At 72.6% G+C, this 16,815-nt stretch carries 17 protein-coding genes; 12 read left to right on the top strand and 5 right to left on the bottom strand.

Features of this window, described 5'->3' with window-relative positions:
* Positions 1–237 precede the first annotated feature (237 nt).
* The 4 genes from WDV06_RS09455 (at position 238) to WDV06_RS09470 (ending at position 3,827) form a co-directional block, all read left to right on the top strand.
* Positions 238–1,407: an ArsA family ATPase gene (locus WDV06_RS09455; RefSeq protein WP_395509190.1), complete on the top strand. Its 1,170-nt coding sequence runs from the start codon at positions 238–240 to the stop codon at positions 1,405–1,407.
* 79 nt (positions 1,408–1,486) lie between these two features.
* The gene (locus WDV06_RS09460; protein ID WP_395509191.1) at positions 1,487–1,954 is read left to right on the top strand and encodes a DUF5304 domain-containing protein; all 468 of its coding nucleotides are present in this window, start codon (positions 1,487–1,489) and stop codon (positions 1,952–1,954) included.
* Positions 1,955–2,015: 61 nt separating this feature from the next.
* Positions 2,016–2,957 carry an ROK family glucokinase gene (locus WDV06_RS09465; protein WP_395509192.1) on the top strand — a complete coding sequence of 314 codons (942 nt, stop codon included), beginning with the start codon at positions 2,016–2,018 and terminating at the stop codon, positions 2,955–2,957.
* Between the two features lie 75 nt (positions 2,958–3,032).
* Positions 3,033–3,827 carry an endonuclease/exonuclease/phosphatase family protein gene (locus tag WDV06_RS09470; protein WP_395509193.1) on the top strand — a complete coding sequence of 265 codons (795 nt, stop codon included), beginning with the start codon at positions 3,033–3,035 and terminating at the stop codon, positions 3,825–3,827.
* 277 nt (positions 3,828–4,104) lie between these two features.
* Here WDV06_RS09470 and WDV06_RS09475 read toward each other — a convergent pair whose 3' ends face one another.
* Complete coding sequence (locus tag WDV06_RS09475) at positions 4,105–4,656, bottom strand: hypothetical protein (RefSeq protein ID WP_395509194.1); 552 nt, start codon at positions 4,654–4,656, stop codon at positions 4,105–4,107.
* On the bottom strand, positions 4,649–5,428 hold the full coding sequence (locus tag WDV06_RS09480) for an alpha/beta hydrolase (protein WP_395509195.1): 780 nt from the start codon (positions 5,426–5,428) through the stop codon (positions 4,649–4,651). The genes WDV06_RS09475 and WDV06_RS09480 overlap by 8 nt, the downstream gene beginning before the upstream one ends.
* 208 nt (positions 5,429–5,636) lie before the next feature.
* Here WDV06_RS09480 and WDV06_RS09485 point away from each other — a divergent pair, with 208 nt between their 5' ends.
* The 5 genes from WDV06_RS09485 (at position 5,637) to WDV06_RS09505 (ending at position 10,664) form a co-directional block, all read left to right on the top strand.
* On the top strand, positions 5,637–6,380 hold the full coding sequence (locus WDV06_RS09485; RefSeq protein ID WP_395509232.1) for a lysophospholipid acyltransferase family protein: 744 nt from the start codon (positions 5,637–5,639) through the stop codon (positions 6,378–6,380).
* Between the two features lie 48 nt (positions 6,381–6,428).
* Entirely contained in the window at positions 6,429–7,643 is a 1,215-nt protein-coding gene (gene macS / locus WDV06_RS09490) for a MacS family sensor histidine kinase (RefSeq protein WP_395509196.1), read from the top strand.
* Positions 7,644–7,714: 71 nt separating this feature from the next.
* Positions 7,715–8,359 (top strand): response regulator, encoded by a 645-nt coding sequence (locus tag WDV06_RS09495; RefSeq protein WP_395509233.1) that lies wholly within the window; start codon positions 7,715–7,717, stop codon positions 8,357–8,359.
* A 175-nt stretch (positions 8,360–8,534) separates the two neighbouring features.
* Positions 8,535–9,566 carry a 6-phosphofructokinase gene (locus WDV06_RS09500; RefSeq protein WP_395509234.1) on the top strand — a complete coding sequence of 344 codons (1,032 nt, stop codon included), beginning with the start codon at positions 8,535–8,537 and terminating at the stop codon, positions 9,564–9,566.
* A gap of 93 nt (positions 9,567–9,659) precedes the next feature.
* Positions 9,660–10,664 (top strand): 2-hydroxyacid dehydrogenase, encoded by a 1,005-nt coding sequence (locus tag WDV06_RS09505; protein WP_395509235.1) that lies wholly within the window; start codon positions 9,660–9,662, stop codon positions 10,662–10,664.
* A gap of 118 nt (positions 10,665–10,782) precedes the next feature.
* On the opposite strand, the gene WDV06_RS09510 is transcribed toward WDV06_RS09505, so the two are convergent.
* Positions 10,783–12,711 carry an anthranilate synthase family protein gene (locus WDV06_RS09510; protein WP_395509197.1) on the bottom strand — a complete coding sequence of 643 codons (1,929 nt, stop codon included), beginning with the start codon at positions 12,709–12,711 and terminating at the stop codon, positions 10,783–10,785.
* Between the two features lie 335 nt (positions 12,712–13,046).
* Here WDV06_RS09510 and WDV06_RS09515 point away from each other — a divergent pair, with 335 nt between their 5' ends.
* Both WDV06_RS09515 and WDV06_RS09520 read left to right on the top strand, forming a co-directional pair.
* Positions 13,047–14,411, top strand: a complete 1,365-nt coding sequence (locus WDV06_RS09515) for a class II 3-deoxy-7-phosphoheptulonate synthase (protein WP_395509198.1) — start codon at positions 13,047–13,049, stop codon at positions 14,409–14,411.
* A gap of 153 nt (positions 14,412–14,564) precedes the next feature.
* Positions 14,565–14,819, top strand: coding sequence for a (2Fe-2S)-binding protein (locus WDV06_RS09520; RefSeq protein ID WP_395509199.1), 255 nt, complete (start codon positions 14,565–14,567; stop codon positions 14,817–14,819).
* 22 nt (positions 14,820–14,841) lie between these two features.
* On the opposite strand, the gene bfr is transcribed toward WDV06_RS09520, so the two are convergent.
* Positions 14,842–15,318 (bottom strand): bacterioferritin, encoded by a 477-nt coding sequence (gene bfr / locus WDV06_RS09525; RefSeq protein WP_037926968.1) that lies wholly within the window; start codon positions 15,316–15,318, stop codon positions 14,842–14,844.
* A 172-nt stretch (positions 15,319–15,490) separates the two neighbouring features.
* Between bfr and WDV06_RS09530 the strand changes: the two genes are divergently transcribed.
* Positions 15,491–16,123, top strand: coding sequence for a sulfite oxidase-like oxidoreductase (locus WDV06_RS09530; protein WP_395509200.1), 633 nt, complete (start codon positions 15,491–15,493; stop codon positions 16,121–16,123).
* 27 nt (positions 16,124–16,150) lie between these two features.
* Here the strand turns inward: WDV06_RS09530 and WDV06_RS09535 are convergent, their stop codons facing one another.
* On the bottom strand, positions 16,151–16,717 hold the full coding sequence (locus tag WDV06_RS09535) for a DUF4396 domain-containing protein (RefSeq protein ID WP_395509201.1): 567 nt from the start codon (positions 16,715–16,717) through the stop codon (positions 16,151–16,153).
* Between the last annotated feature and the right edge of the window lie 98 nt (positions 16,718–16,815).

The raw sequence follows: 16,815 nt of genomic DNA on the forward strand, positions 1-16,815 counted from the left end.
GGCATCGGCCCAGGGGCCTGTCGGCACTGGTCCGCGGGCCTGTTGGGACCGGCCACAGGCGATGGGACCGGCTCACCGGTACCGGCCTGCCGGGCCATCGCCGCGGCCCGGCGGCGGCGGTGCGCCGGCGGTGCCCCCGTGGGCCCGGTCGGCGGGGCGGGCCTGCACCGTGGGCGGCGGTGCGGGCAGGACCCAGGCTCCGGTACCGGCACCCGGCGGCGTAGCGTGCGGGGGAGGATGATCTACCACCCGGAGCACCGCATGCCGCACACCCTGCTCGTCACCGGCCCCGGAGGCTCAGGCCGCACCACCGTCGCCGCCGCCACCGCCCTCGCCGCGGCCCGCGCCGGGCAGCGCGTGCTCCTGCTGTGCGCCGACGACCCCTGGGCGGGCGCCCCCGCCCCCGAGCGGCTCCGCCTGGCCCGCATCGACTCCGGCGAGGAGTTCCGCACCGAGCTCGCCGCCCTCCAGGAGCGCGGCGCCACCCTCCTCGGCATGCTCGGCGGCAGCCCCCTCGGCGCAGAGGAACTCACCGAGCTTCCCGGCGCCGAACAGTTCGCCCTCCTGCGCGGCCTGCGCCGCGCCGCCGCCGCACCCGGCACCGACCTCGTCGTCGTGGACATGCCCCCGCTGCACCAGGCCCTGACCACCCTCGCCCTCCCCGCCCAACTGCGCCGCTACCTCGCCCGCCTGCTGCCCGCCGAACGCCAGGCGGCCCGCGCCCTGCGCCCCGTACTCGCCCAGCTCGCCGGCGTCCCCATGCCCGCCCAGTGGCTCTACGAGACCGCCGCCCGCTGGGACGAGGAGCTCGCCGCCGTCCAGGCCGTCGTCGAGGCCCCCACCACCCGCGTCCGCCTCGTCGCCGAGCCCGGACCCGCCGCCGACACCGCCCTGCGCACCGGCCTGCTCGGCCTCGCCCTGTACCAGCTGCCCGTCCACGACCTGGTGGCCAACCGGCTCGTCCCGCAGCACTCCGCCGACCCCTGGCTGGCCGGTCTCGCCGCCCGGCAGTCCGAACACCTCACGCGGTGGGAGCGGGAGCTCCCCGTCGTCCCGCTGGCCCACCTCGGCCGCGACCCCGAGGGCCCCGACGAGCTCGCCACCGCCGACGGCATCGCCCCCGCCACCGCCCAGGCCCCCGCCGCCCGCCCCGGCTGGCCCGTCGAGGACCGGCTCGCCGAGGACGGGGTGCTCGTCTGGGCCGTCCCCCTGCCCCGCGCCCGCAAGAGCGAGCTCGACCTGATCCGGCGTGGCGACGAGCTGCTCCTCGCGGTGGGCCCCTACCGCAGGACCGTTTCCCTCCCCTCCGCGCTGCGCCGCTGCACCGTCTCCGGCGCCGCCCTCACCGACGGGGTGCTCCGCGTCCGCTTCACCCCCGACCCGCAGCTGTGGCCCCGCGCGCGCTGAGAGGCGTACGCGGGCACGTACCCCCGTTCGGGTACCGTCGGAAGTAGCCCCTTTCGCAGCCGCCGCAGGAGAGTCCGCCATGAGCGAGGCCACCGACCGCCCCACCGACGACGACGCCTGGGCGAAGGCCTGCGCCGAGGACCTCGCCGCCGAACAGGAGCGCCGCCGGGCGGAGCGCGAGCGCCGGGACGCCGGGGCGGGCGCGGCCACCGGCACCGCCGCCGAGGAGCTGTTCAAGCTCTTCGGCGCCGTCGCCGACAAGGTCTCCGCCCTCAACAACCCGGAACTCGCCGCGGCCGCCCAAGGCGCCGTACGCCAGTTCGTCAACCAGGCCAAGAGCGCCGCCAAGCCCGTCATCGAGCGCAACCCGGAGGTCTTCGGCCACCTCGCGGCCGCCGGATCGGAGCTGCTCGCCGCCTACCGCTCGGCCGTCGAAAGCCACGAACGCCGCTGGGTCCGCGACGAGCCCCCGGCCCCCCGCAAGCACACCGACGGCGACGACGGAGGGCCCGAGGAGGGCCCGGCCCAGCGGATCGATCTCGACTGAGACTCCGTCCGCCTCGGGTACGGTTGGCCGTGGCGGGGCTTGACCGGAAACCGAGGGACTAATGGGACTCACCATCGGCGTCGACATCGGCGGCACCAAGATCGCGGCCGGCGTGGTCGACGAAGAGGGCACCATCCTTGAGACGTACAAGGTGCCCACCCCGCCGACCGCGGACGGCGTGACGGAGGCGATCTGCCTCGCCGTCTCCGAGGTCAGCAGCAACCACACCATCGAGGCCGTCGGCATCGGCGCCGCCGGATACGTGGACGACAAGCGCGCGACCGTCCTCTTCGCGCCGAACATCAACTGGCGGCACGAGCCGCTCAAGGACAAGGTCGAACAGCGCATCGGCCTTCCGGTCGTCGTCGAGAACGACGCGAACTGCGCCGCCTGGGGCGAGTACCGCTTCGGCGCCGGCCAAGGCCACGAGGACGTCATCTGCATCACCCTCGGCACGGGGCTCGGCGGCGGCATCATCATGGGCAACAAGCTGCGCCGCGGCCGCTTCGGCGTCGCCGCCGAGTTCGGGCACATCCGGGTCGTCCCCGACGGCCTGCTGTGCGGCTGCGGCAGCCAGGGCTGCTGGGAGCAGTACGCCTCCGGCCGCGCGCTCGTCCGCTACGCCAAGCAGCGCGCCAACGCCACCCCCGAGAACGCGACCGTCCTGCTGGGCCTGGGCGACGGCACCCCCGACGGCATCGAGGGCAAGCACATCAGCGAGGCCGCCCGCCAGGGCGACCCGGTCGCCGTCGACTCCTTCCGTGAACTGGCCCGCTGGGCCGGTGCCGGCCTGGCCGACCTGGCCTCCCTCTTCGACCCGTCGGCGTTCATCGTCGGCGGCGGCGTCTCCGACGAGGGGGACCTCGTCCTCGACCCGATCCGCAAGTCCTTCAAGCGCTGGCTGATCGGCGGAGCCTGGCGGCCGCACGCCCAGGTGCTGGCCGCACAGCTCGGCGGCAAGGCCGGGCTGGTCGGCGCCGCGGACCTGGCCCGTCAGGGCTGAGCCCCGCTCGGACACCTCTGGAGCCGCCCGCCGCGCCCCCTGTGGGAGCGGCGGGCGGCTGCGTATCGTGCGGACATGGTGCCCGACACGCTGCCCCTGCCCCAGCCGCTGCCCGATGCCGACGCCCTCCCCGACGCACTGCCCGCCTCCCACACCGAACCGGACGGCTCCGCCGTCATCCGCGTCCTCGGCTACAACGTGCGTTCGCTGCGCGACGACGAGGAGGCGCTGGCCCGGGTGATCCGCGCCTGCGCGCCGGACCTGGTCTTCGTCCAGGAAGCCCCGCGCTTTTTCCGCTGGCGCAAGCACGCCGCCCGGCTGGCCGCCAAGACCGACCTGGTGGTCCTGAGCGGCGGCGCGACGGCGGCGGGGCCGCTGCTGCTGTGCTCGCTACGGGCCTTCGTGGAGCGGACCGAGGACGTCCTGCTCCCGCTCACGCCCGGGCTGCACCGGCGCGGCTTCGCCACCGCGGTGGTCCGCTTCGGGTCGGCGCGGGTCGGTGTGGTCAGCGCCCACCTCTCCCTGGAACCGACCGAGCGCGCCGCCCAGGCCGAGCTCCTCCTGGACCGGGTCGAGACCCTGGACACCCCGCACGTGATCGCCGCCGCCGACGTCAACGAAACGCCGGGCGGCCCCGCCTTCACCCGCCTGTCGGACACCCTCCAGGACTGCTGGACGAAGGCCCCCTGGGGCGGCGAGAACACCTTCCCCGCCGCAGCCCCGTCCCGCCGCATCGACGCGGTCTTCGCCTCCCGCAGCGTGGAGGTCCTCGCCTGCGGCGTCCCGACGGGCCTCCCCGCCACCGACCTCCGCACCGCCACGGACCACCTCCCGCTCCTGGCGGCCCTGCGCCTGCGGGCGGGGGCGTAGGGGCCCGGCAGCCCGGCGGGTAGCGGCTGGAAGGACGATGAGACTGGCGGGAACCCCCCAACCCTCCCTGAGACCGGCCTGCCGGAACCCGGTCATCGCAGGTCCCGGCCGTCTTTGCGCTTCCGTCGGCCGATCCGCCGCCAAGCCCCCCGTCCCGGGCCGCTGTCCTGGTTCCGGCCGGCGGGGTGCCGGCGCCCGCCCACCCAGCCGCACCCGGGGAGGCGCGTGGGCCCCTCGCGGGGGAGATGGCCCGCGCTACGGGCGGTATGGCCGCCTCCTACACCACCGCCCCGCGGCCCGGGTCGTCGTCGTCATCGGTGTCGCCCGACATGCGGGCCACCAGGGTGGCGAAGCCGCCGAGGAAGCCGCCGATGCCCAGGGTGGTGAGCCACCAGGTCATGTCCCACTGGAGCAGGACCGCCAGGAGCAGCAGCACCGGGCCGCCGACGACCGCCAGCCAGGCGAACTTCGCCGTCGTGTCCGCCGCCGGGAGCTCCGGGGGTTCCGGCGGGACGAAGTGGCCCTCGTCGGCGCTGTCTTCCGACGCGTCCTCGTCCTTCGGCTCGGCCGGGGAGTGGTCGCGGGGCCCGAGGCCGACGCCCGGGGCGAAGACCACCGAGCTGCCCAGGGCCGTCGGTGCCGACGGCGCGGCGGACGGCGGCTCCGGCTGGACGTCCTCCTCCGGCAACATCAGGTTCTCGATCGGCCGGAACGGACGCGCTCCCGGCGGGTCCGGCGGTTCCTGCCCGTACCCGGCGACGATCGCGGCCCACGCCGCTTCCTCGTCCAGCGGGGGCACCCCCCCGGAGGATTCCTCGTGCTCAGCCACCGCTGGCCGCCCCCTCCCTGCCGACGCTCTCCGCGAGCCGCCCGACGAACGCATAGCTGTCCGCGAAGATCCGCTCCGCGTCATGGTCCAACGTCGCGACGTGGTAACTCTGTTCCAGCAGGGTCTCGGTGACGTCCGTCGAGGAGATCCGCGCCAGGATCCGCTCCGAGTCCACCGGCGGGACCACGTGGTCCTGGGGGCTGTGGAGCAGCAGCACCGGCTGGGTGACCTGCGGCAACTCGGTGTCGACCAGCCGGAAGAACGTGCGCAGCGAGTGCGCCGCCTTCGTCGGGACCCGGTCGTAGCCGACCTCCGCCGAGCCCGGCTTGGCGATGTCGCTGGCGATCCCCGGCGTCGAGCGGATGAAGTGCTTGGCCACCGGAAGGGCGACGGCCAGCCGGTCGTGGACCTTGTTGGCCGGGTTGACGAGGACGATGCCGCTGATGGCGTCCCCGTGCTTGGCGGCCAGCCGCAGGGTCAGCGCGCCGCCCATCGAGAGCCCGAACACGAACACCTGCGAGCACCGCTCCAGCAGCTCCCGCAGCGCCCGGTCCACCTCCGCGTACCAGTCCTGCCAGCCGGTGAGCTGCATGTCCTGCCAGCGCGTGCCGTGCCCGGGGAGCAGCGGCAGCGAGACCGTCAGTCCGCGCTCGGCCAGGTACTCGGCCCAGGGGCGCAGCGACTGCGGGGAACCGGTGAAGCCGTGGCAGAGGAGCACGCCCACCTCTCCGCCCTCGTGGCGGAACGGCTCTGCTCCAGGGAGGACGGGCACCACAGTCTCCTTGATGGGTGAGGACTTCGACTCGACGATGACCATGACGCGTGCGGGGTACGGGTACGTACGGGTGCGTCGCGCTGTGTGACTTCACCGTACGCGACCGGGATGACACCGACCAGGGTCGTCGGGCGCTCTCGGTGGAGCCAGGGGTTATGGTCTGATCGACAGACACAGGAAGGCTTTCGAGTTGATCTACGGCGCAATGAAGTTCTCCATCGGCGGTTCGCTGAAGCTCGCCTTCAGGCCGTGGGTGGAGGGCCTCGAAAACATTCCCGCCGAGGGGCCGGCGATCCTCGCGAGCAATCACCTGTCCTTCTCCGACTCCTTCTTCCTGCCGGCCGTGCTGGACCGGAAGGTGACCTTCATCGCAAAGGCGGAGTACTTCACCTCCCCCGGGGTCAAGGGCAAGCTGACCGCGGCCTTCTTCAAGGGCGTCGGCCAGCTCCCCGTGGACCGCTCCGGCGCCCGCGGTGCGGGCGAGGCCGCCATCAAGAGCGGCATCGAGGTCATCGAGCGCGGGGAGCTGTTCGGTATCTACCCGGAGGGGACCCGTTCACCCGACGGCCGCCTCTACCGCGGCAAGCCCGGCGGTCTGGCCCGGGTGGCGCTGGCCACCGGTGCCCCCGTGATCCCGGTGGCGATGATCGACACCGAGAAGATCCAGCCGCCCGGCAAGGTGGTCCCGAAGCTGATGCGCCCGGGCATCCGGATCGGCAAGCCGCTGGACTTCAGCCGTTACCAGGGCATGGACGGGGACCGCTTCATCCTCCGCTCGGTGACCGACGAGGTCATGTACGAGATCATGAAGCTCTCCGGCCAGGAGTACGTCGACATCTACGCGACGGCTGCCAAGCGGCAGATCGCGGACGCGGAGAAGGCCGCCAAGGACGCCGCCAAGGCGGACAAGGGCGACAAGGGCGAGAAGAGCGCGGAGAGCGCGGAGTAGTCGCCGCGGACGGCCGAGGCCGCCGTCCGCGCGGCGGGGGTGGGGGAGATGGCGCCGAAGCGCGAGCGCGTCGTACGGATGTCGGTCGAGCAGCCGCTGTGGCGGGCGCTGACCGCGTACCGGCTGCTCACCATGGTCTACGCGGTCCTGCTGTTCGCCTCCGCGTACAAGGACTTCGTCCGCCCCTGGCTCGCGGCCGGCTACCTCGCCGCCCTCGCCGTCTGGACGCCGGCCACCCTGCGCCGGGTGGCCGGGGCGGCGCGCTGCACCCGGGGTTTCCTCGCCGCCGACCTCGCCGTCGCCCTCGTCGGGATCGCCCTCACCCCGCTCGCCGACACCCACGCCCGCATCCAGGCGGGCGGCCCCACCCTCCCCAGCATCTGGACGGCCGGCTCGGTCCTCGCCTTCGCCCTCAAGGGCGGGTGGCGCTGGGCCGGCATCGCCTCGACCTTCGTGGCGGTCGCCAACATCGCCATCCACGGCGGCGACCCCACCCGGGACACCCTGCACAACGTCCTGCTGGTCTGGGTCGCCTCCATTGCCCTCGGCTACGTCGTCGAGGTCGCCCGGGCCAGCGAGGCGACCCTCGCCCGTGCCCTGGAGATCGAGGCCGCCACCCGCGAACGCGAACGCCTCGCCCGTGACATCCACGACGGGGTCCTCCAGGTCCTCGCCATGGTCCAGCGGCGGGGCACCGAGCTGGGCGGAGAGGCCGCCGAGCTCGGCCGGATGGCCGGGGAGCAGGAGGTGGCGCTGCGCTCGCTGGTCTCCAGCGGGCTGGTGCGCCCCTCCCGGGTCTCGCGCGACGAGGCGCTCGGCGCGCTGGTGGACACGTACGAGGTGGAGGAGCCGGGCGCCGACGGGGGCGAGGTGGACCTGCGCTCCCTGCTGGCCCCGCACGCCGGCTCCCGGGTGAGCTTCGCGGAGCCGGGCACCCCGGTGCCGCTGCCGGTGCCCGCGGCGCGGGAGCTGGCCGCGGCCGTGGGCGCCGCCCTGGACAACGTGCGCAAGCACGCCGGGGAGGGGGCCAGCGCCTGGATCCTGGTCGAGGACTGGGGCGACGAGGTGATCGTGACCGTACGGGACGACGGCCCAGGCATCCCGGCCGGCCGGCTCGACCAGGCGGAGGGCGAGGGGCGGATGGGCGTGGCCCTGTCCATCCGGGGCCGGCTGCGCGACCTCGGCGGCAGCGCCGAACTGGTGTCCGTCCCCGGGCAGGGCACCGAAGTGGAACTGAAAGTACCGAGGGGGAGAACCCAGTGAACGACAGCGAGAGCGGCGGCGGGAACGGAGTCGGCGGCGTCGACGGCGGCGAGCTCCGCGACATCAGGGTGATGGTCGTCGACGACCACCCGATGTGGCGGGACGCGGTGGCCCGCGACCTGGCCGCCGCCGGGTTCGACGTCGTCGCCACCGCCGGGGACGGCCCGGAGGCGGTCCGCCGGGCCCGCGCCGCCGCCCCGAGGGTGCTGGTGCTCGACCTCAACCTGCCCGGCATGCCCGGCGTCCAGGTCTGCAAAGAGCTGGTCGGCAGTGACCCGTCGCTGCGCGTGCTGGTCCTGTCGGCGAGCGGGGAGCACGCGGACGTGCTGGAGGCGGTGAAGTCCGGGGCGACCGGCTACCTGATGAAGTCCGCCGGGGCCCGGGAGCTGATCGACGCGGTCCGCCGCACCGCCGTGGGCGACCCGGTCTTCACGCCGGGCCTGGCCGGGCTCGTCCTCGGCGAGTACCGGCGCCTGGCCACCGACCCGGCGCCGGCCGCCGCCGACGTGCCGAAGGCCCCGCAGCTGACCGACCGGGAGACCGAGGTGCTGCGGCTGGTGGCCAAGGGGCTGTCGTACAAGCAGATCGCGGAGCGGCTGGTGATCTCCCACCGCACGGTGCAGAACCACGTCCAGAACACCCTGGGCAAGCTCCAGCTGCACAACCGGGTGGAACTCGTCCGGTACGCGATAGAACGCGGGCTCGACGACGCGTGAGGCACGGAGCGACGCGTAAGGGGGACGCGCAAGGCCGCACCGGTCGTACTTACTTCCCCTTACGAGTGAACACGCGTACGCAACGCCCCGTAATTCCACCGGAATTGACCCCTCCAGAGCCCTCGCTGTGACCTGCGTCACCACTAGCGTGGCCGTCATGGCGAAGGGAGATTCCATGAAGGTCGGAGTGCTCACGGGCGGCGGCGACTGCCCCGGGCTCAACGCGGTGATCAGGGGCGTCGTCCGCAAGGGCGTCCAGGAGTACGGATACGGGTTCGTCGGCTTCAAGGACGGCTGGCGCGGGCCGGTCGAGGGCGACACCGTCCCCCTGGACATCCCCGCCGTCCGCGGGATCCTGCCCCGCGGCGGCACCATCCTCGGCTCCTCGCGCACCAACCCGTTCAAGACGGACAACGGGGTCCGCGCCATCAAGGAGAACCTCGCCAAGGCCGAGGTCGACGCGCTCATCGCGATCGGCGGCGAGGACACCCTGGGCGTGGCCGCCCGGCTGTACGAGGAGTACGGCATCCCCTGCGTGGGCGTGCCCAAGACCATCGACAACGACCTGTCGGCCACCGACTACACCTTCGGCTTCGACACGGCCGTCGGCATCGCGACCGAGGCCATCGACCGGCTGCACACCACGGCCGAGTCCCACATGCGGGTGCTGGTCGTCGAGGTCATGGGCCGGCACGCCGGCTGGATCGCGCTGCACTCGGGGCTCGCGGGCGGGGCGAACGTCATCCTCGTCCCCGAGCAGCGCTTCGACGTCGACCAGGTCTGCGCCTGGGTCACCTCCCGGTTCAAGGCGAGCTACGCGCCGATCGTGGTCGTCGCCGAGGGGGCCATGCCCAAGGACGGCGAGCTGGTGCTCAAGGACGCCGTCTCCCGGGACTCCTTCGGGCACGTCCGGCTGTCGGGCGTGGGGGAGTGGCTGGCCAAGGAGATCGAGGCGCGGACCGGCAAGGAGGCCCGCACGACGGTCCTCGGACACATCCAGCGCGGCGGCACCCCGAGCGCCTTCGACCGCTGGCTGGCCACCCGCTTCGGACTGCACGCGATCGACGCGGTGCGCGACGGGGACTTCGGGAAGATGGTCGCGCTGAAGGGGACGGACATCGTCCGCGTCCCGATCGCCGAGGCGACGGCCAAGCTGAAGACGGTGGACCCCAAGCTGTACGAGGAGGCCGGGGTCTTCTTCGGCTGAGCCGCCGCCCCGCCTCTGCGGGAGGCCGGACCACGGGACGTATCGTGACGAAAGCGATGGAACGGCCCGTGGTCCGACCTTTCGGGAGTGAACGTGGAGATCCTGGCCTTCGGCGTGACCGCCGACGAGGCACCCCTCCTGGAACGGGCCTTCGCGCGAGAGGGCCGGCACGAGGTCCGCTGCCTGGACGTCTTCCTCGGCGAGGACACCGCCCCGATCGCCGCCGGGTACGAGGTCGTCTCCTCCAGCGTCAACGCCGATCTGGGCGGCCGCGTCCTGAACGTCCTCGCGGCGGGCGGCACGAAGCTGATCGCCCAGCGGTCCACCGGCTTCAACAACATCGACCTCGACGCGGCGCGGCGGCTGGGGCTGACCGTCAGCCGGGTCTCGTACTACTCGCCCCACTCCGTCGCCGAGTTCGCCTGGACCCTGGCGATGGCCGTGAACCGGCGCATCGTCCGCGCGTCGAACCGCACCCGTGACTTCGACTTCCGGCTGAACGGGCTGATGGGCCGCGACATGCGGGGGCGGACGGCCGGGGTGCTGGGCACGGGGAAGATCGGGGAGGCCTTCACGCGGATCGCGCACGGGTTCGGGATGCGGCTGCTGGGCTGGGACCTCGCACCGAACCCGGCGTGCGTGGAGCTGGGCATGACGTACGTGGAGAAGGGGAAACTGCTCGCGGCGGCGGACCTGGTCAGCCTGCACGTGCCCCTGATGGAGGCGACCCGCCACCTGATCGACGCGGAAGCGCTGGCCTCGATGAAGGACGACGCGATCCTGGTGAATTCCAGCCGGGGCGGGCTCATCGACACGGAGGCCCTGGTCGGGGAGCTGCGGGCGGGGCGGTTCGAGGGGGTGGGGCTGGACGTGTACGAGGCGGAGGCGGGGGTGTTCTTCCTGGACAAGTCCCTGGAGGCGGTCCCGGACGACACCCTCGCGCGGCTGATCACGTTTCCGAACGTGCTGGTCACCTCGCACCAGGCGTACTACACGCACGACGCGGTGGGGCAGATCATCGAGGCGACCGTCCGGAACGTGGGGGACTACCTGGCGGGGCGCCGCTCCGAGAACACGCTGGTCCCGGCCCCGGCCTGAGGTCCGCCCGCGGCGGCCTCGTTCCCCACCCCGCCCATCCACCGTTCCCGGGGGCTCCGCCCCCGACCCCACGCCGGCGTTTCGAGGCGCGGGGTCCGGGGCGGAGCACCCCCGACGGCTAGGCCCGCCCCACCGGGGTCAGGCCCCGGACCAGGTCGGACAGCAGCTCCGCGCCCCGCAGCGTCAGCACCGACTCCGGATGGAACTGCACCCCCGCGAAGCCCCGCGCAGCGCACCGCAGGGCGTGGACCTCGTCGGTGACGGGGTCGCGGGAGACCTCGACCCCGTGCGCCGCCAGCTCCGCCTCCGCCTCCGCGTCACAGGCGGCGGTGTACGTGTTGTAGAAGCCGACGACCTCCGGCCTGCCGAACAGGTCGATCCGCACCTGCGCCCCCTGCGCCGGCTCCGCCTTGCGGACGAGGGGGAGGCCGATCTCCGCCGCCAGCAGCTCGTGCCCCAGGCAGACCCCGAGCAGGCCGCCCCGGTGCGAGGCCAGCAGCTCGCCCGCCAGCCCGCGCAGCACCCGCATCTTCGGGTCCGCCCCGTCGCCCGGGTCGCCCGGGCCCGGGCCCAGGACCACCGGGCCGTCCCAGGCCAGCGCCGTCTCCCGCAGCCCCGGCGCGTCGTAGCGGCGGACCGTCACCGCCAGCCCCGCCGCCCGCAGCACGTGCGCCAGCATCGCCGTGAACGTGTCCTCGCCGTCCACCACCAGCGCGTGCCCGCCCACCGCGGGCAGTCGCTCCTGCATCCGCAGCCAGAACGGCGCCAGGTCCGCCCGCCGCGAGGCCAGCGCCGCCTGGACGCGGGGGTCGTCCGCCAGCCGGGCGCCGCCGGCGCGGTCCGGCAGGGGCGCCGCCGCCCGCACGCCCAGGGCGGCCAGGACCCCGGCCGCCTTGGCGTGGGTCTCCGCGACCTCCCCGTGCGGGTCCGAGTGGCGGACGAGGGTGGCCCCGACCGGCACCCGCAGCGTCCCGTCCGGGGCGATGTCGGCGGTGCGGATCAGGATCGGGGAGTCCAGCGTCTGCGAGCCGGAGGAGTCCAGGCCGAGCAGGGCCAGCGCGCCCGCGTAGTATCCGCGGCCCCCGTGCTCGTACCGCTCGATCACGCGGCAGGCGTTCTGCACCGGTGAGCCGGTGACCGTCGCCGCGAACATGGTCTCCCGCAGCACCTCCCGCACGTCCAGGGAGGAGCGGCCGCGCAGCTCGTACTCGGTGTGCGCGAGGTGCGCCATCTCCTTCAGCCGCGGGCCGACGACGGTTCCGCCCATGTCGCCGACCGTGCACATCATCTTCAGTTCCTCGTCGACCACCATCGACAGCTCCTCGGTCTCCTTGCGGTCGCCGAGGAAGGCGAGGAGCGACTCGGCGGTCGGGCCGCCCGCCGGGTAGCGGTAGGTGCCGCTGATGGGGTTCATCACCACCGTGCCGCCCGTCATGCGGACGTGGACCTCGGGGCTGGCCCCGACCAGGGTCCGGTCCGGGGTGTGGACCACGTACGTCCAGTACGCGCCCCGCTCGCCCTCCAGCAGCCGCCGGAACAGGGCCAGGGCGTCGGCCCGGCCGAAGCCGTCGATCCGGCCCCCGTACGTCCGCCGGATCACGAAGTTCGCGCCCTCGCCCCGGCCGATCTCGTCGCGGATCACCCGCTCGACGGTGGCGGCGTACTCCTCGTCGCCGACGTCGAAGCCGCCGCCCTCGACCCGTACGACGTGGTCCGGGAGCGCGGCGAGGGCCTCGGCGAGCGGGACCTCGTAGGCCTCCTCGGCGGCCAGCACGCTCAGCGGCGTGCCGTCGTCGCGCACGTCGAAGCCGCGCTCGCGGATCTGCCGGAAGGGCACCAGGGCGAGGGTGGGCAGCTCGCGGACGGGCAGGTCGGCGAGGAGTCCGGCCTCGTGGACGGGGCCGAGGAGCACCTCGACGGTGTCGTGGTCCCGGCCGGGCGTGCGCCGGCGCAGCAGCGCGAAGGGCGGGGCGTTCTCGTCGAGGAGCCGGGAGAGGCGGAAGGGGGAGGGGGAGACGTCGGACGGGGAGACGTGGGACTGGTGCACGGTGGCGGGCGTCCTTCCGGTGGGTGTCGGGAGGAGGGGCGGCCGGCCGGTACCTGCGGGTACACGCAGAAGGCCGCCCCTCGGGGCGGCCTTCGTTTCGCTCGTGTCAGTGGGTACGCACGAGGGGTGGGCCGCCGGGAGCGGACCACCACCAGGTCTGGCTGGAGAGCGCGTACATGGAAGGCACCATAGCCCACAGCGCTCCCGCACCGCCGCATCCCGGCTCATCGGTCGCCTGAACCTTGCATTCCGTTCATCTCGGGCCATGTGGACCTTCGAACGAGATCATCTCACCTGGTGGGCATCAGGCCGGACACGGCGTTTGACGCCGTAATGTGTACGGGGTGACCGTGAACGCTGAAACCCACGCCCTCGCCGCCAAGGCGACCTGGCGAGACCTTCCCGCGGCGCAGCAGCCTTCGTACCCCGATGCCGAGGCCCTGCGCGCTGTCGTCGCGGACCTCGAATCGTATCCTCCGCTCGTCTTCGCGGGCGAGTGCGACCAGCTGCGCGCCCGCCTGGGAGCCGTCGCCAAGGGCGAGGCGTTCCTGCTGCAGGGCGGTGACTGTGCGGAGGCCTTCGACGCCGTCTCCGCCGACCACATCCGCGCCAAGCTGAAGACGCTGCTCCAGATGAGCGCCGTCCTGACGTACGCGGCCTCCGTGCCCGTCGTCAAGGTCGGCCGCATCGCGGGCCAGTACTCCAAGCCCCGCTCCAAGGACACCGAGACCCGCGACGGCGTGACCCTGCCGACCTACCGCGGCGACTCGGTCAACGGCTTCGCCTTCACCGAAGAGGCCCGCGTCCCGGACCCCGAGCGCCTCAAGCGCATGTACCACGCGTCGGCCTCCACGCTGAACCTGGTGCGCGCCTTCACCACCGGCGGTTACGCCGACCTGCGCCAGGTGCACGCCTGGAACCAGGACTTCGTGAAGTCCTCCCCGTCCGGGCAGCGCTACGAGCAGCTCGCACGGGAGATCGACAACGCCCTGAACTTCATGAAGGCCTGCGGCACCGACCCGGCCGAGTTCAAGGCGGTGGAGTTCTACTCCTCGCACGAGGCCCTGCTGCTGGACTACGAGGGCGCCCTCACCCGTACGGACTCCCGCACCGGCAAGCTGTACGACACCTCCGGCCACATGGTCTGGGTCGGTGAGCGCACCCGCCAGCTGGACCACGCGCACATCGAGTTCTGTTCGCAGATCGCCAACCCGATCGGCGTCAAGCTCGGCCCGACCACCACGGTCGACGAGGCGCTGACGTACATCGACCGCCTGGACCCCGAGCGCGAGCCGGGCCGGCTGACCTTCGTCGTCCGCATGGGCGCCGACAAGGTGCGCGACAAGCTCCCCGAGCTGGTCGAGAAGGTCACGGCGTCCGGTGCGACCGTCGCCTGGGTCACCGACCCGATGCACGGCAACACCTTCGAGGCGGCCTCCGGCCACAAGACGCGCCGGTTCGACGACGTCCTGGACGAGGTCAAGGGCTTCTTCGAGGTCCACAAGGCGCTGGGCACCCACCCGGGCGGCATCCACGTCGAGCTCACCGGTGACGACGTCACCGAGTGCGTGGGCGGCGGCGACGAGATCTTCGTCGACGACCTGCACCAGCGCTACGAGACGGCCTGCGACCCGCGTCTCAACCGCAGCCAGTCCCTGGACCTGGCGTTCCTGGTGGCGGAGATGTACCGCGACCAGTGAGGTGCGCTGAGCACTGAGTGAGGACGGGGCGCGGATCGATGTGATCCGCGCCCCATCCTCGTCTCCGGGCCTTTTAGGCAACCCTAACTTTGGGTACGGTTAGGTAAGCCTCACCGCACCGGGGATGGCTGCAGAACCATTCCGCTCAGGGAGGTGAACCGCGTGTACGTCTGCTCTTGTTTCGGGATCACCGACAGGCAGGTCAAGGAACACGCGGCCGCCGGAGCCTGCACCCCCCGCCAGATCGCCTCCGTCACCAAGGCCGGCACCGACTGCGGCTCCTGCGTGCGGACCATCCAGGGGATCCTGGGCCGCGGCGCGTGCCCGCGCCGGGAACTGCTGGAGAAGGGCGACGCGGCGGCCGTCCTCGCCGCCGCCCCGGCTCCGCAGCTGGCGGAAGCCGCCTGAGCGGTCCGATCCGCCGGAGCCGTCAGCTCGGCTGTTCGATCAGCTGTGCGATGTAGAGCGCCTCGCCCAGGGACTCGATGAGCTCCAGCTGGGTGTCGAGGTAGTCGATGTGGTGCTCCTCGTCCTCCAGGATCTCCTCGAAGAGGCGGGCGGAGGTGATGTCGCCCTTCCCCCGCATGACCTCGATGCCGCGCTTGAGGCGGTCGATCGCCTCCACCTCGACCTGCCGGTCGGCCTGGAACATCTCGGTGATCGTCTGTCCTACGCGCACGTGGAAGAGGCGCTGGTAGTTCGGCAGACCGTCGAGCATGAGGATGCGCTCGGTGAGTTTGTCCGCGTGCTTCATCTCGTCGATGGACTCTTCACGCGTGTACTTGGCGAGCTTCGTCCACCCCTTGTTGTCCTGGATGCGGTAGTGCAGCCAGTACTGGTTGATGGCCGTGAGCTCGCCGGTCAGCTGCTCGTTCAGGAATTCGAGGACCTCGGGGTCGCCCTGCATCGCAGAGGCTCCTTCCAGGCAATGTCAGCTAGGTGACTGGGCAGTGCGCGCATCTTTGCACCGCCGTAGGGGACCGTCCAGTAAGTACCTCCTTAGTGGGAGTTACCGGGACTTGCCCGTTTCGGCTCGTACCTGGTCGTGACCACCCCGCCACGTCTGTCACCATGGAGACATGGGTCAGCCGGACAGCCGGGAATTTCCGGGAGCAGAGCAGGTCGAGCTCCCTCCGGGGCAGCGGTTGCAGAGGGGCTGGCCCGTCACCCACTACGGTCCCGTGCCCAAGTTCAAGCCGGACCGCTGGGAGTTCCGCGTCTTCGGCGCGACGGCCGACGGTGAGAAGCGCTGCTGGAGCCACGAGGAGTTCACGGCACTGCCGTTCAACTCGGTGGTGGCCGACCTCCACTGCGTGACCAAGTTCAGCATGCAGGGCGCCGAGTGGGGCGGGGTGCTGGCCCGGGACGTCCTCGCCCTGGCGCCGCCGGCCCCGCAGGCCACGCACGTGATGGTGTGGGCCGAGTACGGCTTCAGCTCCAACCTGAGACTGGCGGACTTCGCCTCCGACCGGACCGTCTTCGCCACCCACATGGGTGGCGAACCCCTGACGGCCGAACACGGCTTCCCGCTGCGCCTCGTGGTCCCGCACCTGTACGCCTGGAAGGGGCCCAAGTGGGTCCGGGGCATCGAGTACATGACGGCCGACCGTCGCGGCTTCTGGGAGGAGCGCGGCTACCACAACATCGGCGACCCCTGGCGCGAGCAGCGGTACTCGTACCAGGAGGGGCCGGGTGACGGTCCGGAGCTGTGACCGTCCTCCAGTGGGGCGCGGTGCGCGTCAGTGGTGGTACTGGTGGACGACGGCGTGGCCCTTGCCGCGGCCGATCATCCACTTGTTGACCGGGGTGGTCACGACGAAGGCGAGCGCCAGCGAGATCGCCAGGGCGCCCCAGAACAGGGCCTCGGAGAGGTGGGCGTCCATGGCGCCGGGCCAGACGGCGATGACGCCGTTGTCGATCAGCTCCATGACGGCGATCGACAGGGTGTCCGCGGCGAGCGCCACCCGGACGGCCGAACGGAAGTCCACGCCGGCGGCGAGGATCCCGCGCAGGGTGAGGGCGTAGCCGAAGAAGAACGCGAGGACGATCGCCAGGACCATCGTCGGCAGGTTGCCCCAGCCGAAGGCGGTGCCGACGACCATGCCGAGCACCTCGCCGATGGCGCACCCGGTGAGGCAGTGCAGGGTCGCCTTGGCGGCCATGCCCCAGCCGACGGGCCCGGCGTGGTGGTGGGCCTGGTGGCCGGCGTGGCTGCGGTGGTCCTCGTGTGCGGGCTCGTGAGGTCCGTGGTGGCCGTGGTGCTCTTGGTGCTCGTGGTGTTCGTGGTGTTCGTGCGCCTGTTCCATGACAACCCCCTGAAGGTCTGGCGGAACGCCGGGTGACGGTCCCGCCGACTGGTGGAACCGTATACCCCCCAGGGGTATTCCCTCAAGGACTGTGGCCG

This window comes from Streptomyces racemochromogenes (assembly GCF_044129415.1).
Taxonomy (GTDB): Bacteria; Actinomycetota; Actinomycetes; order Streptomycetales; family Streptomycetaceae; genus Streptomyces; species Streptomyces racemochromogenes_A.

Excerpts from the sequence above, each read along its gene's own strand:
- WDV06_RS09455 (WP_395509190.1), top strand. The coding sequence starts at position 238 with ATGATCTACCACCCGGAGCACCGCATGCCGCACACCCTGCTCGTCACC.
- WDV06_RS09460 (WP_395509191.1), top strand. The coding sequence starts at position 1,487 with ATGAGCGAGGCCACCGACCGCCCCACCGACGACGACGCCTGGGCGAAG.
- WDV06_RS09465 (WP_395509192.1), top strand. The coding sequence starts at position 2,016 with ATGGGACTCACCATCGGCGTCGACATCGGCGGCACCAAGATCGCGGCC.
- WDV06_RS09470 (WP_395509193.1), top strand. The coding sequence starts at position 3,033 with ATGGTGCCCGACACGCTGCCCCTGCCCCAGCCGCTGCCCGATGCCGAC.
- WDV06_RS09485 (WP_395509232.1), top strand. The coding sequence starts at position 5,637 with ATGAAGTTCTCCATCGGCGGTTCGCTGAAGCTCGCCTTCAGGCCGTGG.
- macS (WP_395509196.1), top strand. The coding sequence starts at position 6,429 with ATGGCGCCGAAGCGCGAGCGCGTCGTACGGATGTCGGTCGAGCAGCCG.
- WDV06_RS09495 (WP_395509233.1), top strand. The coding sequence starts at position 7,715 with ATGGTCGTCGACGACCACCCGATGTGGCGGGACGCGGTGGCCCGCGAC.
- WDV06_RS09500 (WP_395509234.1), top strand. The coding sequence starts at position 8,535 with ATGAAGGTCGGAGTGCTCACGGGCGGCGGCGACTGCCCCGGGCTCAAC.
- bfr (WP_037926968.1), bottom strand. The coding sequence starts at position 15,318 with ATGCAGGGCGACCCCGAGGTCCTCGAATTCCTGAACGAGCAGCTGACC.
- WDV06_RS09530 (WP_395509200.1), top strand. The coding sequence starts at position 15,491 with ATGGGTCAGCCGGACAGCCGGGAATTTCCGGGAGCAGAGCAGGTCGAG.
- WDV06_RS09535 (WP_395509201.1), bottom strand. The coding sequence starts at position 16,717 with ATGGAACAGGCGCACGAACACCACGAACACCACGAGCACCAAGAGCAC.